Origin of the sequence: Shinella sp. SUS2, from assembly GCF_001262505.1 — a bacterium.
Taxonomy (GTDB): domain Bacteria; phylum Pseudomonadota; class Alphaproteobacteria; order Rhizobiales; family Rhizobiaceae; genus Shinella.
Genome location: NZ_KQ410741.1, coordinates 19,489 through 34,520, shown reverse-complemented (window position 1 = coordinate 34,520; position 15,032 = coordinate 19,489). Strand labels below are relative to the sequence as shown.

At 62.6% G+C, this 15,032-nt stretch carries 11 protein-coding genes; 5 read left to right on the top strand and 6 right to left on the bottom strand.

Annotated elements, in window-relative coordinates; all coding sequences use genetic code 11:
* Nucleotides 1-3: 3 nt before the first annotated feature.
* Genes AKG11_RS25620 through AKG11_RS25605 form a run of 4 tightly spaced genes read right to left on the bottom strand, consistent with a single transcriptional unit; the run spans nucleotide 4 to nucleotide 3,809 of the window.
* Nucleotides 4-990, bottom strand: coding sequence for an autoinducer 2 ABC transporter substrate-binding protein (locus tag AKG11_RS25620; RefSeq protein ID WP_023514397.1), 987 nt, complete (start codon nucleotides 988-990; stop codon nucleotides 4-6).
* Nucleotides 991-1,021: 31 nt separating this feature from the next.
* Nucleotides 1,022-1,795 (bottom strand): ATP-binding cassette domain-containing protein, encoded by a 774-nt coding sequence (locus tag AKG11_RS25615; protein WP_023514398.1) that lies wholly within the window; start codon nucleotides 1,793-1,795, stop codon nucleotides 1,022-1,024.
* A gap of 21 nt (nucleotides 1,796-1,816) precedes the next feature.
* On the bottom strand, nucleotides 1,817-2,590 hold the full coding sequence (locus AKG11_RS25610; protein WP_023514399.1) for a glutamine amidotransferase: 774 nt from the start codon (nucleotides 2,588-2,590) through the stop codon (nucleotides 1,817-1,819).
* 40 nt (nucleotides 2,591-2,630) lie between these two features.
* Nucleotides 2,631-3,809 (bottom strand): carbohydrate kinase family protein, encoded by a 1,179-nt coding sequence (locus AKG11_RS25605; RefSeq protein ID WP_050745967.1) that lies wholly within the window; start codon nucleotides 3,807-3,809, stop codon nucleotides 2,631-2,633.
* A 417-nt stretch (nucleotides 3,810-4,226) separates the two neighbouring features.
* Between AKG11_RS25605 and AKG11_RS25600 the strand changes: the two genes are divergently transcribed.
* A complete protein-coding gene (locus tag AKG11_RS25600; protein ID WP_023514104.1) occupies nucleotides 4,227-5,723 on the top strand; it encodes a methyl-accepting chemotaxis protein in 1,497 nt (498 codons plus the stop codon).
* Between the two features lie 53 nt (nucleotides 5,724-5,776).
* On the opposite strand, the gene AKG11_RS25595 is transcribed toward AKG11_RS25600, so the two are convergent.
* Nucleotides 5,777-6,457 carry a Crp/Fnr family transcriptional regulator gene (locus AKG11_RS25595; protein WP_024269905.1) on the bottom strand — a complete coding sequence of 227 codons (681 nt, stop codon included), beginning with the start codon at nucleotides 6,455-6,457 and terminating at the stop codon, nucleotides 5,777-5,779.
* Nucleotides 6,458-6,600: 143 nt separating this feature from the next.
* On the opposite strand from AKG11_RS25595, the gene AKG11_RS25590 reads away from it, so the two are divergent.
* Nucleotides 6,601-8,889: a putative bifunctional diguanylate cyclase/phosphodiesterase gene (locus AKG11_RS25590; RefSeq protein ID WP_082342653.1), complete on the top strand. Its 2,289-nt coding sequence runs from the start codon at nucleotides 6,601-6,603 to the stop codon at nucleotides 8,887-8,889.
* A 152-nt stretch (nucleotides 8,890-9,041) separates the two neighbouring features.
* Here AKG11_RS25590 and selD read toward each other — a convergent pair whose 3' ends face one another.
* Nucleotides 9,042-10,097: a selenide, water dikinase SelD gene (gene selD / locus AKG11_RS25585; RefSeq protein ID WP_050746048.1), complete on the bottom strand. Its 1,056-nt coding sequence runs from the start codon at nucleotides 10,095-10,097 to the stop codon at nucleotides 9,042-9,044.
* Between the two features lie 171 nt (nucleotides 10,098-10,268).
* Here selD and fdnG point away from each other — a divergent pair, with 171 nt between their 5' ends.
* Genes fdnG through AKG11_RS25565 form a run of 3 tightly spaced genes read left to right on the top strand, consistent with a single transcriptional unit; the run spans nucleotide 10,269 to nucleotide 15,024 of the window.
* Nucleotides 10,269-13,352, top strand: a complete 3,084-nt coding sequence (gene fdnG / locus AKG11_RS25575; protein WP_082342651.1) for a formate dehydrogenase-N subunit alpha — start codon at nucleotides 10,269-10,271, stop codon at nucleotides 13,350-13,352.
* Nucleotides 13,349-14,335, top strand: coding sequence for a formate dehydrogenase subunit beta (gene fdxH / locus AKG11_RS25570; protein WP_050745964.1), 987 nt, complete (start codon nucleotides 13,349-13,351; stop codon nucleotides 14,333-14,335). Before fdnG ends, fdxH begins: the two co-directional genes overlap by 4 nt.
* Nucleotides 14,335-15,024, top strand: coding sequence for a formate dehydrogenase subunit gamma (locus tag AKG11_RS25565; protein WP_023512732.1), 690 nt, complete (start codon nucleotides 14,335-14,337; stop codon nucleotides 15,022-15,024). Before fdxH ends, AKG11_RS25565 begins: the two co-directional genes overlap by 1 nt.
* Nucleotides 15,025-15,032: the final 8 nt, after the last annotated feature.

Below are 15,032 nucleotides of genomic sequence, written 5' to 3'. Positions count from 1 at the left end.
GCCTTAGAAGTCGAACTTGTCGACGTTGTCAGCGGTAAAGACGGCCGGCGGGCCAAGCAGCAGTACACCGCTGTCGGCATTGTAGGTGACCGGCGAGGCAAAACCCGGCACGGTGTTCTCAGCCTCAAAGGCCTTGCCGTCGATCAGCTGCTTGCCGGCCCAGACTGTCAGGTAACCGAGCTGGGCGGGATCCCAAAGCACAGAGAAGCCGAAGGAACCGCTCTTGATGTAGGCGCGCGCGGTGTTTGGGCTGCAGTAGCCGGTCCCCACGACAGCACCGATCTTGCCGGCCGTTTCGATCGCCTGGGCGACGCCCGGGCAAGTCGAGGAGGCAACCGCGATGATGCCCTTCAGATCGGGATTGGCGGTCATCAGATCACCGGCGATCTGTGCCGCACGCTGGGCCGTGCCGCCGGCATATTGCGGCTCTAGCAGCGTCAACTTCGGATATTTCTCCTTCGCCTGTTTCTGCATGAAGCCGATCCAGGCATTGAGGTTGGAGGCCGTCGCCTCGCCCGAGACGATGCCGATCTTGGCATCGTCTCCCACGCGCTTGACCAGTTCGTCGATGATCGTGGCACCCAGCCCCTCGTCTGTGGCCTGTGCGACATAGACCGCGCGACCGCTGTCCGGCGCATCGCTGTCGCTGGTGAAGAGCTTGACGCCCTTTGCATTCGCCGCCTCGACCACTGGTGCGATGGCGGAGGCATCGAGCACGCTGACGGAAACGGCATTGACGCCCTGGTCAATCAGATTCTGCACGATCTGCAGCTGATCGACCGGGTTGGTATCGACGGGACCCGAATAGATGAATTCGACCCCCAGCTCTTCCGCCGCGCGCTTGCCGCCGGCCTCCATGGCATTGAAATACGGAATGCCGATCAGCTGCGGCACGAAGGCGACCTTCGGCTTGTCTTGCGCAAAAGCGGTGGCGCCGATGGCAAGCGTCAATGCGGAAGCGGCGAGAACCTGCTTGAATTTCGGGAACATCTGGAACCTCTCTGGAACGGTTGGACGCGCTTTATCGATTGTTTTGTTCAAGCGCCCGCACGTCGGGATGGGCGCCTGTGATGAGGGAAACGATCTCTTCGGGGGTGGTTTCCTCTTTCCTCCGCTCGGCGACCTTTCGGCCCCGGCGGAAGACGACCATGCGGTCGGCAACCTCGAAGACATCGGCTATGTTGTGGCTGATCAGGACCACGGCGCAGCCGCGACCGGCGAGCCGGCGGGTGAGCTGCAGCACCTTGCGCGTTTCGGCGACGGCAAGCGCCGCGGTCGGCTCGTCCATGATGACGAGCCTGGCATTGAGATTGAGCGCCCGGCAGATGGCAACCGCCTGGCGCTGGCCGCCCGAGAGACTGCCGACAGGCGCCTCCGGGTCGGAAATATGAGCGTCGAGCTCGTGGAGCAGGCCGTCCACCCGGTCCCGCATTGCCTTGCGCCGCAGGAACGGAATGCCGAGAACCGAGTGTTTGAGTTCTCGCCCGAGAAAGACGTTCTCGGAGATCGACAGGTTTTCTGACAGGGCGAGCTCCTGAAAGATCGTCGCAATACCGGAGTTCGCAGCGTCTTTCGGCGAGGCGAACTGGACCGACTGGCCTTCGACCAGCAAATCCCCGTCACTTTGCGGATGTGCGCCGGCGAGAATCTTGATGAAGGTTGATTTGCCGGCGCCGTTGTCACCGAGAAGCGCCAGGACCTCGCCGCCGTTGATGTCGAGATCGACATCCTTCAGCGCGGTGAGCGCGCCGAAGCGTTTGGTAATTCCCGTTGCGCGGAGAAATGGAACGGTCATCGAACTATCCCCTGCGATGGATCACTTGGCGCCACTGGCCCAGCGAAGAATGTTCTTCCAGATCGCCGCGTACCCGGGCCAGGCGACAAACTCGTTCGGCACCCAGTGCGGTCCGATGTCCGAAGTCCAGGCGACGGTGCGGCCCCTGCCATAGTTGCCGGTCACGAGAAGCGGGTGACCGCCCTCCTCTTCAGGCAGTCGGGCGAGTACTTCGACGCCGTCGTCGTCCTTGGCGGCCACCTCGTTCGCACCGAGGAGCAGCGGCCATTCACCTTCGATACCGTCGAGGATCGGATGGTTCTTCGGGCCTGTGACGACAGCCTTGAACCCGTCCGGGATTTCCAACCGGTCGTCATAGGGAAGGCAGGTGACAGGCAGTGCCTCCTCTACCGGCGTGCGGCGCCAGCGGGCCTTGCCGTCGATGCCCTGGAACGAGAAGTAGCCACCCGCCATCACCAGGCCACCGCCGGCCGCAGTCCACTCGCGAATGATCTTCAGCCGATTGGGAACCGCCTTGCCGTGCAGCCAGACGGACGGGGGCAGGAGCAGCGAATTGGCGCCGATATCGGACAGCAGGATGACCTGATAGGCGGAAAGCCCTTCCAGCGTGAAGGGGAACTTTTCGACGCAGTCATGCGCCGTCATATAGGTGACGTCGAATTCCTCACCTTGAAGCGCGGCGACCAGCGGCTCGGCACCCAGATGGAAGGTCACGCTGCCGAACTGGTCGAACCCCTTGTAATGGGTCGCCGAGCTGACCCAGCTCTCTCCCACCAGCAAAACCTTCGTCACCATGTCGCTCTCCTTATCTTTGCGTTCCGTATTGTCTTGAAAATCAAACAGCCTTCGCCTCCACGGCGGAAAGCAACGCCTCAAGTTCGCCTGCGCTCGCCGGGTGTCCCTGCGCCCCTTCCGCCGTCGTCGTCAGGCTGGCACCGACAGCGGCGTGGCGCGCTGCGTCCACCAGAGGGCGGCCATGCAGCCAAAGGCTCAGGAATATTCCAGCAAAAGCGTCGCCTGCGCCCGTCGCATCGACCCGGCTGACCGGCAGGGCAGGAACTTCGATCGGCGGATCACCGCTTTTGCGGAAGACGACGGCGCCGAATTCACCAAGCGTCAGCACGACGTCGCCGCGCGGCTTTACCCGTGCGATCGTGCGTCCGGCTTCCTCGATCATCGAGGCGAGCGGCGTGCGGATGGCGAAAACCTCGCGCAGCGTATCGTCGTTGATGAAGGTCAGGTCCACCTGGCTGATCATGCGGGCAAAAGCGTCCGGATTGCGCGATCCCTCCGGCAGGCCCGCCGTATGCAGGCTGACATTCCAGCCCGCATCGTGAAACCGGCTGATCGACGGCATCATCCGCTCGTAATGAAACCCTTCGATATGCAGGCAGGAACGCACCGCACCGGGCGTGATGTCGAGATTGGCGGTGAGGTCGACCTCGCTGAGCTCGAAGGTCTCGTGAATGATCGTCCGGCCGCCATTGGCTTCGATGATCACCATAGCGCGTGGCAAGCGCCCACTGGCCGGCCGACGGATCGGCAACACGTTCACGCCTCGCACCAGAAGCTCAGCCATCGCCCACTCGCTGTCGGCGTCGTCGCCAACAGCGGTGGCGAGATCGATCTGCAATCCATAGGGATCACCGACGGCAGCAGCGGCGACGGCGAGGTTTGCGGCCGGGCCGCCGAGCGCCTTGTCGATATGGCTTGCCGCGACCCGGTCATCGCGGTGCGGCAATACCGGCACCCGGCAGAGATAATCGACGCAGATATGACCGACGACCAGGAGGCGCGGATGCCCCTCGGCCTTCTGCACGGCCCGCGCGGACATCATCGGCAACGAGCGGGCAAACACACTCGGACGGTAGGCAAGCTTCTGAACCGCCTCCTGGATCTTTTCGGCGGTCTCCGCTTTGACGGGAACCGTTCCATTCAGAAAATTGGACACCGTGCCGACAGAAACCCCGGCAGCACGAGCAACATCCGTAATGGTGGGACGCCCTTTTTTCATCACTTCCCCGCCAATTGAAACGCTTCAAAGCGTATGAGCGGTTCAAGCAAGCGTCAAAGCAATTTCATTCCAAGTTTTGGTGCATAAACTCACCATCGCGTAGGAAACTTTATGTTTCCCAGTATTTCATACCCAGAACCGCACGGATTGAATTTATTTCAATCCACTTTTCGTTGCCGACGTATGATGCTCCCAGCAGGCACACAGGTCCAGCAGACCACGCATCCCGTTGAACTGGTCCTGAGTGGCGCGCCAGCGGCTTCGGGTACCCGCATGTTCCACTGGAGAAGACCAATACTCGGCCGGACCAAGGCAGATACCACCTGCCACAACCCAAAATAGGTAACGTAACGTTAACCCTCAGAAATGTACGGTATCGTACGTACGGAATCGTTCATTGAACCTGAGGGGAGGACAATGGCCAAAGACGATGCAGCGGGTGGGGAATTGCAGGAAAGGCTTGATTTCATCGGGCTTGGACCGCGTGAGCGGCAGTTGCTCAAAGCGGTTGCCGACCGCGTCATGAAGGAAACACGGCCAGCACTGGATATCTTCTACGACAAGGTTCGCGCGACGCCGCAGACACTTCGGTTTTTCGCCGGCAACGAGAAGATGGCAGAGGCGGGTAAGCGCCAGGAAGGCCACTGGGCCCTTATCCTGAGCGGCGGTTACACGCCCGAATATCTCGATGCCGTCCGGGCGATCGGCTCGGTCCACGCTCGTATCGGCCTTGCGCCCCAATGGTATATAGGCGGCTACGCACTGGTTCTCGACCATCTCGTCAAGGCGCTTCTCGCCCCGACGGCCCTTCCCAGCAAGCGCAAGCTCTTCTCGCGTCGGCCGGGCGCTGTGACGACCGGCCTTGGCGAAGAAGTCGCCGTCGTGGTGAAGGCGGCCCTCCTCGACATGGAACTGGCCATCTCTGTGTATCTCGACAAGCTGGAGGAGCGCCGGCAGGCGGCCGAGCAGCAGGAAGAGGAAACGCTGGGCCGGGTTGCCGCTGCCTTGCAGCAGCTCGCCCAAGGAGATCTGGGCGTTTCCATCGATGTCGCCGCTTCGGCGCGGTCAGGGCATCTGGTCGAAAACTTCAACGACATGGTGGACGATCTTCGCGCGATCATCCTTTCGGTGCGGGACGCCTCCGGAAACATCAGAAACGGCACAACCGAGATCGCCAGCGCCTCGGAAACGGCAAGCCGTCAGTGCGAGCGGCAGGCAGCCGCGCTGGAGCAGATTGCGACGGCAATTGCCGAACTGGCCACCGGCAGCCAGATGACGACGGACAGCGCCGCAGGAGCCTCGCGCGCCGTCGCCGAAATTCGCGGCCAATCGGAAGCCAGCACCGTGTTGGCCGGCAAGACCGTCGCAGCCATCGGGGAGATCGACGCGTCGTCGCGCAAGGTGTCCCAGATCGTCAAGGTCATCGACGAAATCGCGTTCCAGACCAATCTTCTTGCACTCAATGCCGGCGTTGAAGCGGCGCGTGCCGGTGAAGCCGGAAAGGGCTTTGCCGTCGTCGCGCAGGAGGTACGCGCCCTTGCCCAGCGGTCGGCGGATGCCGCCAGGGAAATAGCCGCGCTGATCAAATCGAGCTCCGATCAGGTCGCCGAGGGCGTGAAACTTGTCGGCGAAACACGGGAATGGCTGACCGGCATCACCAACGCCGTCCAGAAGATGGACGAACTCGTTGGCGGCATCGCCACCTCAACGCAGACACAGGCCAACGGAATCCGCGAGATTTCCACGGCGATCGCACAGATCGACGAGGCAACACAGCAAAATGCGGCGATGATCGAGGAAAACAGTTCTGCCAGTCGCGCCCTCGCGCGCGAGGCAGAAGGGCTCGCAAGCGTTGTCGACCGGTTCCGCACCTCTCGCGAGGCCATCATTCCGCCGCTGGCGATGACGGCATGACAATCCGCGCGACCGTCACCCCCACGCGCCGAAAAGGCGCTTTCCACACAGCCTTACAGCGATGCAAGACGGATGCGCTCGTAGCACTCGCAGGCTCGCTCGTGCAGGACTGCCCGGTTGGTCACCCGCAGCGATCCGCGATGGTAGGAGATCGCGCCGGCATTCATGAGGTCGGTACAGATGGCATTGACCGTCGCCCGACGCAGCGCAAGCAACATGGCGATCGCCTCCTGGGTCACGCTGTAGGTATCGCCCTCGACCCTGTCATGCGCATGCAGCAACCAGCGGGCAACGCGCTGTTCGGCGGTGTGCAGGCTGTTGCAGGCAACGGACTCCATCAGTTGCACCGTGTGCGACTTGGCGTATCGCAGCATGATTTCGCGGACGCACTGGAATTCTTCGAGCGCAACGTCGAGATCGGCAATCGTCACCCAGGAGGCCTGGCCGGGCACCTGCACGACCGAGCGGCCGAGCGAGCTGCCGCCGCCCATGATCAGGCTGAAGCCAAGGAATCCCTCAGGGCCGATCGAGGATTTCTCGACGCTTCTGCCGTTGCTCATCTCTGCGATGATCGACACGACGCCTTCATGGGGGAAGACGACATGCGTGACAGGCGCGCCATCTTCGAAAATGACGTCGCCGGTGTTCATCGGCTTGATGTCTGCATGCGTTCGAAAGAATTCCTGCGCCTGCGGCCGGATGGAGTCGAGGATCCTGTTACGCAGTGGGCCCATAGAATTGTCTTTTTCTTTCAATGGGTCAGCCCCGAATTTACCTGTCAAAATTCCTTAATAACCCAATAACCTAAATCAATCCCTAATATAACATGGTGCCCGCACCGGCATGATGTGCGGCCTGTTCCCTGCTGGAGCCGTCAATGGAAGATCTGCCATTGCATGAATTGTCAGAATACATGCAGCCATCCGACACATTCGAGCACCAATCCGAGCGCGACGAGATTTTGAAGGGGAGCGGAATCATCGGCATGCTACAGCAAAACGCCAGCGCCCGCACAGATGACAAGGGAAGCGGCCTGACAAAGCTGCTGGGTGCCTATCAGGCGGCGCTTGATCGGCACGCCATCGTCGCCGTCACGGACCGGCGCAGCAGGATCCTCTCCGCCAACAGGCAATTCTGCGCAGTAAGCGGCTACCGGGAAGACGAGCTTATCGGGCAACCGCACCGTCTCGTCAATTCCGGGCACCACCCGAAGGCGTTTTTCGAGGGCATGTGGAGAACGATCGCCTATGGTCAGGTCTGGCACGGAGAGATCTGCAACCGTGCCAAGGATGGCAATCTTTATTGGGTGGATACAACCATCGTGCCACTGGTCGGTTCCGATGGACGGGTAGAGGCCTATATCTCGATCCGCTACGATATCACCAAGCGCAAAGCCGCCGAACAGGCCTTGCACGAGGAGGTCGAACGGCGACGCGGTACCGAGGCGTTGCTTGTCGATGTCATGGAAACGGTGCCAGACGGGATTGCCGCCTTTGATGCGAACGACCGCCTCGTGCTCTTCAATCGCTCCTATGCAAACCTTCACATGCATCCTGCAGAAGCGATCCGGATCGGCGCGAGCTTTGAATCGATCCTGCAGCACGGCCTGGCGAAGGGGCAGTACGTTCTGCCGCGCAATACGGGCGAGTCCCATCAGGCCTGGCTTCGCGCGCGGCTGCGCGCGCATCGCAATCCCGGCCGAAGCACGGTACAGGAGCTTGCCGACGGCCGGTGGATACAGATCCGTGAGCGCCGCTCCACCTCAGGCCACATCGTCGGAACACGTACCGACATTACCGAATTGAAGCGGTCGGAATCGGCCATCAAGTTCCTGGCCGAACACGATCCGCTTACCGGGCTCCTGAACAGATCGGTACTCTCCCAGAGGCTCGAAGAGGCGGTCACGGCCTGTCGGCGCAATCAAACCAGCGGCCTGCTCGTGGTCATGGACCTCGACGGTTTCAAGCAGATCAACGACTCCATGGGGCACGCAGCCGGCGACGCGTTGCTCAAGACCATTGCACAGCGGTTGACGGAAGCCTTCCGCCGCTCGGACACGGTCGTGCGGCTCGGTGGTGACGAGTTCGCCGTCGTCGTGCCGCAGCTCGGCAGGCGTGACAGTATCGACGCCCTCGCGCAGCGGCTGCTGGCCGCGGTCCAGCGCCCGGCAATGGTCCAGCGCCGTAGCCTTGCCCCGCGGCTCAGTCTCGGCATCGCACGGTTCCCCCAAGACGGCCACGCGCTGGAGGTTTTGCTGCGCAAGGCCGACATGGCCCTCTATCGTGCCAAGGCTGAGGGTCGCGGGACCTATCGCATCTTCACCCGTGCCATGCGCGCCCATGTCGAGCAGCGCCGCCGCCTTACCGCAGCGCTGACCAGCGCGGTGGCGCGCGGCGCGATTGACGTCGCGCTGCAGCCGCAATTTACGCTCTCCGATCACAGGCTCACCGGCTTCGAGGCGTTGGCGCGCTGGACGAACGAAGGGCGCGCGGTCAGCCCTTCCGACTTCATCGCCATCGCCGAAGAAAGCGGTCTGATCGGCGATCTCGGCAATCTGGTCCTGAACAAGGCCCTGGAGGCGATCGGCAGCCTACGGCAAAACGGCATGGAGACAGGCCCGGTCGCCATCAACATCGCCTCCGCACAAATACGGCAGGTCGGCTTTGTGCCTATGCTGCAGGCCGCCGTTCATCGCCATGGCCTGACGCCGGGCGACGTCGAAATCGAATTGACCGAGAACATCCTGCTCGATGAAGCCGGTGATGAGATCGCCCGGAGGCTGAAGACCCTGCGCACCGCCGGTTTCTCCATTGCCCTTGACGACTTTGGAACCGGCTATGCCTCGCTCTCCCACCTCGGCCGCTTTCCCATCGACCGCATCAAGATCGACCGCGGCTTTGTGTCCCGCATGAGCAGCGCGCAGGACACCTGTACGATCGTTCGCGCAATCATCGGTCTTGCCCACGCGCTTGGCATGACGGTGGTCGCAGAAGGTATCGAAACGCAGGCGCAGCTGGAACAGTTGCTGGCCTATGGCTGCGATTTTGGCCAGGGCTACCTGTTTTCTCCGCCTCTTGCGCCAGAGCAGCTGATGGCCCGCCTCGGCGACGGGCTGGATTTCAAACTGGCGCGCGGCCTTTGCGAACCTGACCAACCGCCCCGATAGACCGCCACAGGCTCCTTTGGCTAACCGTACTGGCCGCCGGAAGCGGTGGCACTTCAAAACTTGTTCATCGGCACGAGGCAAGCATCGCCGCCGCCGTCCCAACGATCTGGTACTGCTGCCATCACGGCGTAGGCTGCTGATTGGGTGAGGCTTCAGACGATCGAGAGCCCGGCCTTTCCCTGCACGGCTTCGCCGATGGCCACCGCGCTAAAGCCGTGCCGGGCAAAGATATCGAGAACCGCCGCGGTCCCAGCCGCGTCACAGGCAACGAGCAGGCCGCCGCTCGTCTGGGGGTCGCAGAGAAGAGCCTGATCAATGGTGGTCATGTCACGAACGAAGGCCACATCCGCGGCGTAGCTTGCCCAGTTGCGCCCGGACGCGCCGGTGACAAACCCCTTGCCGGCAAGTTCACGAGCGCCTTCAAGAAGTGGCACGCTGGACCATTCTATCCGCAACTGGCAACCCGCCCCGCGCGCCATTTCGAGAGCATGGCCGGCAAGACCGAACCCGGTCACATCCGTCATCGCGTGCACGCCGTCGAGCAACGCAAGGTCCGGCCCCGGCGTGTTGAGACGCGTCGTCGTCTCCATCATGCGTGCATAACCGGCCGCGTCGAGCGCGCCCTTCTTCAATGCCGCCGAGAAAATGCCGACACCGAGCGGTTTACCAAGGATCAGCACATCACCCGGCCGCGCACCGGCATTGCCTTTCATCCGGGCCGGGTCAACAAGGCCAAGCGCGACAAGACCGTAGATCGGCTCGACGGAATCGATCGTATGCCCCCCCGCAATGGGAATACCCGCCGCCCGGCAGGCGACGGCACCCCCGTCGAGGATGGCACCGATCGTTGCAGTGGACAACGTGTTGACCGGCATACCGACCAGCGCCAGCGCGAAGAGCGGCCTGGCGCCCATGGCATAGACATCGCTGATTGCATTGGTCGCAGCGATCCGGCCGAAATCATGCGGATCATCGACGATCGGCATGAAAAAATCGGTCGTCGCGACGATAGCCTGGCTGTCGTTAAGGCGGTAGACGGCCGCATCGTCAGACGTTTCTATCCCCACCAGCAGATCCGGCGGTACTGGCAGAGCCGCCCGGCCGCGCAGAATCTCCGAGAGCACGCCAGGCGCAATCTTGCAGCCGCACCCCCCGCCATGGGCAAGCGACGTGAGGCGGGGCTCGTCAGGAACGACCGTGTCGGACATCGGCAGGAACTCCTTCTCCGCGCAGGCAGCAGCAGGCGTCGTCACCGCGATCATGGCCCATCGTTGCTCCCAAGACCATGGCTTTCATCCGAAGTCCTACCTTGACAGGTCCGGCAGCAAGGCAGACGATCAAGCTTCGACCGATCCGCAAGGCAGGTACGAGGACAGCGAATGAACATCGATCTTTCCCGCCGCAGCTTCCTGAAGCTCGCCGGCGCGGGAGCGGCGGCAACCTCGCTCGGAGCCATGGGCTTCGGGGCCGCGGAGGCCGCGACAGCCGCTCATGTCCGCGCGTTCAAACTGGCGACGACCACTGAAACCCGCAATGTGTGCACCTACTGTTCGGTCGCCTGCGGGATTCTGATGTACTCCAAGGGCGACCTCAGTGCCGGAGAGACGGCCGAGCTGATCCACATCGAGGGTGACGCCGACCATCCTACCAACCGCGGAACGCTCTGTCCGAAGGGCGCGGCGCTCAAGGACTTCGTGAAGTCCGAGACCCGCGCCACGAAGCCGCGCCGCCGGGCACCCGGCGCTGACCGCTGGGAGGACATCTCCTGGGAGGAGGCCTTCGACAAGATCGCCCGGGCGATCAAGGACGACCGCGACGCGAACTTCATCGAGAAGAACGCGGCCGGCGTCACAGTCAACCGCTGGACGACCATGGGCTTCCTCGCCGCCTCGGGCGGCACCAACGAGACCGGATGGCTGACCTACAAGACCGTCCGGTCCATGGGTGTCGTCGGCTTCGATAACCAGGCACGCGTCTGACACGGCCCCACGGTAGCCAGTTTGGCTCCAACTTTTGGCCGCGGCGCAATGACGAACGCCTGGACCGACATCAAGAACACTGACCTTGTCATCGTCATGGGTGGCAATGCGGCGGAAGCGCATCCTTGCGGCTTCAAATGGGTGACGGAGGCAAAACACCATCGCGGCGCCCGACTGATCGTCGTCGATCCGCGCTTTAACCGCACGGCCTCGGTCGCTGACGTCTATGCGCCGATCCGTCCCGGTTCCGACATCGCATTCCTGATGGGCGCCATCCGCTACTGTATCGAGAAGGACAAGGTGCAGTGGGACTATGTGAAGGCCTATACCAACGCCACCTACCTGGTGCGCGAGGATTTCGCCTGGGCTGACGGCCTCTTCACCGGCTATGATGCGGAAAAACGCGACTACGATCGCACCGCCTGGGAATATCAGATGAACGCGGACGGGACGGTGAAGGCCGACCCGACGCTCTCCGACCCACGCTGCGTCTGGAACCTGTTGAAGCAGCATGTCGCCGTCTATACGCCTGAATTTGTGGAGAACATCTGCGGCACGCCGAAGGATCGCTATCTGAAGATCTGCGAGATGATCGGCGCGACCGCGGCGCGCGACAAGGTGATGACCTCGCTCTACGCGCTCGGCTGGACCCAGCATTCCAAAGGGGCGCAGAACATCCGCGGCATGGCTATGCTGCAACTGATCCTCGGCAATGTCGGCCTGCCGGGCGGCGGGGTGAACGCACTGCGCGGCCACTCCAACATCCAGGGCCTCACCGATATCGGCCTGCTCTCCAACACCCTGCCGGGTTACATGAACCTGGCAACGGAGAAGGAGCCGGACTACGCAACCTACATGTCGACGCGCGGCAACAAGCCGCTCGTTCCCGGCCAGACGAGCTATTGGCAAAACACGCCGAAATTCATGGTCAGCTTCCTGAAGGCCATGTGGGGCGAGGCCGCGACGAAGGAGAACGACTGGGGCTTCGACTGGCTGCCGAAGCTCGACGTACCCTACTACGACATCCTGCGCATGTTCGACATGATGAGCCGCGGCGAGGTGAACCTCTACTTTTGCCAGGGCTTCAACCCGCTGCTCTCCTTCCCCAATCGGGCGAAGCTGACGGAGGGCCTGTCGAAGCTGAAGCTGCTCGTCACCATCGACCCGCTGGAGACCGAGACAGCGCATTTCTGGGAAAACCACGGCATCTACAACGACGTGGACTCCTCAAAGATCATGACCGAGGTGTTGCAGCTACCCGCCACCTGCTTTGCCGAGGACGAGGGGGCGACGGTCAATTCGGGCCGCTGGCTGCAATGGCACTGGCCGGGCGCGACGCCTCCGGGCGAGGCCAAGCACGACACCTGGATTCTGGCGAACATCTTCCTCAGGGTGCGTGAACTCTACCGCAGAGAGGGCGGGGTCTGTCCCGAACCGATCCTGAACCTTTCCTGGGACTACAAGGATCCCTACGACCCTGAGCCCGCGGAGCTGGCGCAGGAGATGAACGGGCGGGCGCTCCAGACCCTCACTGATCCCGCCGATCCGGAAAAAGTGCTGGTCCAGGCTGGCAAGCTCCTGCCGAATTTTGCCGTGATGCGCGACGACGGCTCCACCATGTCCGGTTGCTGGATCTATGCCGGCTCCTGGACGGAGGAGGGTAACATGATGGCGCGGCGCGACAACAGCGATCCGGGCGATATTGGTACTTTTCTCAACTGGACCTTCGCCTGGCCGGCAAACCGCCGCATCCTCTACAACCGCGCCTCCTGCGATCTTGCAGGCAAGCCGTGGGACGAGAGCCGCAAGCTGATTGAATGGACCGGTGAGAAATGGGCCGGCTTCGACGTGCCGGATATCGCGGTGACGGCCAAACCCGAAACGGTGATGCCGTTCATCATGACGCCGGAAGGCACCGCCCGGCTGTTTGCGCGCAAGCTGATGCGCGACGGCCCCTTCCCCATCCACATGGAGCCCTTCGAAAGCCCGGTCGAGAACCCGTTCAACGCGAAGCTGCGTGGCAACCCGGTCGCCCGCATCTTCCCGAACGACGTGGAGCAGCTCGGCACCAGTGCCGACTATCCCTTCGTCGCTACCTCCTACCGCCTGACCGAGCACTTCCATTACTGGACGAAGCACAACCGCGTGAACGCCGTGCTGCAGCCGGAATTCTTCGTGGAGATCAGCGAGGAGCTGGCGGCCGAGCGCGGCATCGCCAAGGGCGGGCGCGTACGGGTCTGGAGCAAGCGCGGCGAGGTCTGGGCGAAAGCCGTGGTCACGAAGCGCATCCGCCCACTGATGTGCGGCGGCAAGACGGTGCATGTGGTCGGCATTCCCTTGCATTGGGGTTTCATGGGCGCAGCGCGCAAGGGGTTCGGGCCGAACAGCCTCACCCCCTTCGTCGGCGATGCCAACATAGACACGCCGGAGTTCAAGGCCTTCCTTGTCAATATCGAGCCGGCGGCGGAGGAGGCCTCGTCATGAGCGAACGCGCACCGGAACCTCTGACGGCAGCGGCCAACCCGCCACTCCAGCCCTTGCCGTCGAACCTCCTGCCTGGAGACGTCATCAAAGCTTCGGCGACGAGCGACCTGCCTGCGCCCGAACGACAGCTCACCCAAGTCGCCAAGCTGATCGACGTGTCGAAGTGCATCGGCTGCAAGGCCTGCCAGTCGGCCTGCATCGAGTGGAACGACACTCATCCGGACGTGGAGGAGAATGTCGGGGTTTACGAGAACCCGCATGATCTGACGCCCGACATGTTCACCCTCATGCGGTTTACGGAATACGAGAACCCGAAGACCAACGAGCTGGAATGGCTGATCCGCAAGGATGGCTGCATGCATTGCGCCGATCCGGGTTGCCTCAAGGCGTGCCCTGCCCCTGGCGCGATCGTGCAGTACTCCAACGGCATCGTCGATTTCATCTCCGACAACTGCATCGGCTGCGGATATTGCGTGGCGGGCTGTCCCTTCAACATCCCGCGCATCTCCAAGACGGCACACGTCTCGAAGAAATGCACACTCTGTTCGGATCGCGTCGCCGTCGGTCAGGGCCCGGCCTGTGCCAAGGCGTGCCCCACAAAGGCGATCACCTTCGGCACCAAGGAGAGCATGATCGAGCTTGCCGAGGAGCGCGTCGAGGATCTGAAATCGCGCGGTTACGACAATGCCGGCCTCTACGATCCGCAAGGCGTCGGCGGCACCCATGTCATGTATGTGCTGCACCACGCCGACCAGCCCTCGCTCTATGCTGGTCTGCCCGACGATCCGCAGATATCACCCGTGGTGCGCGGCTGGAAGGGGCCGGCCAAGACGGTTGGCCTTGCCGTGGCGGGCATTGCCGCAGCCGGCGCGCTGCTGCACGGCCTTTTCGCCCGGGCGAACGAGGTGACGGAGCACGAGGAGGAGGAGGCAGAGGACCTCGTCGACGATGCCGGCCAGATGCCTGGCGGCAGGGAGGTTTGATGACCGAGAAACGGATCTATTCGGCCCCCGGCGACAAGATCGAAACGAAGCACCCGGTCCTGGTGAGCCGCTATCGCGGCATTACGCGGCTCAATCACTGGGTCACCGCGCTCTGCATGATCCTGCTCCTCCTTTCCGGCTTCTCCTTCTTCCACCCATCCCTGTTCTGGCTGACCGGCCTCTTTGGCGGCGGGCAGACAACGCGCTGGCTGCATCCCATCGTCGGCCTGGTGCTGGTGGCAAGTTTCCTCCTGCTCTTCGTGCAGATGTGGAAGCTCAACCTGCCGCGACGCGAGGACGTGGAATGGAGCCTGAAGATCGGCGACATGCTCAAGGGCGACGAAGACAAGTTGCCCGAGCTCGGCAAGTACAATGCGGGACAGAAGCTGGTATTTTGGGGCATGTCCGCGCTGATCATCGTGCTCGTCACGACGGGCATCATGATCTGGGAGCAGTATTTCCCGCACCTCGTTTCCATCCCTGTGCGCCGCGTCGCCGTCGCCGTGCATGCGCTGGCCGCGGTCGGAGCGATCCTTATCTTCATCGTTCATGTCTATGCGGCGATCTGGACGCGCGGCACGATCCGCGCGATGACGCGCGGTACCGTCACCGGCGGCTGGGCCTTCCGCCACCATCGCAAATGGCTGCGCGAACTGGCTGGACGCCAGCACACCGACCCGTCAAAATAGCCTGCCAA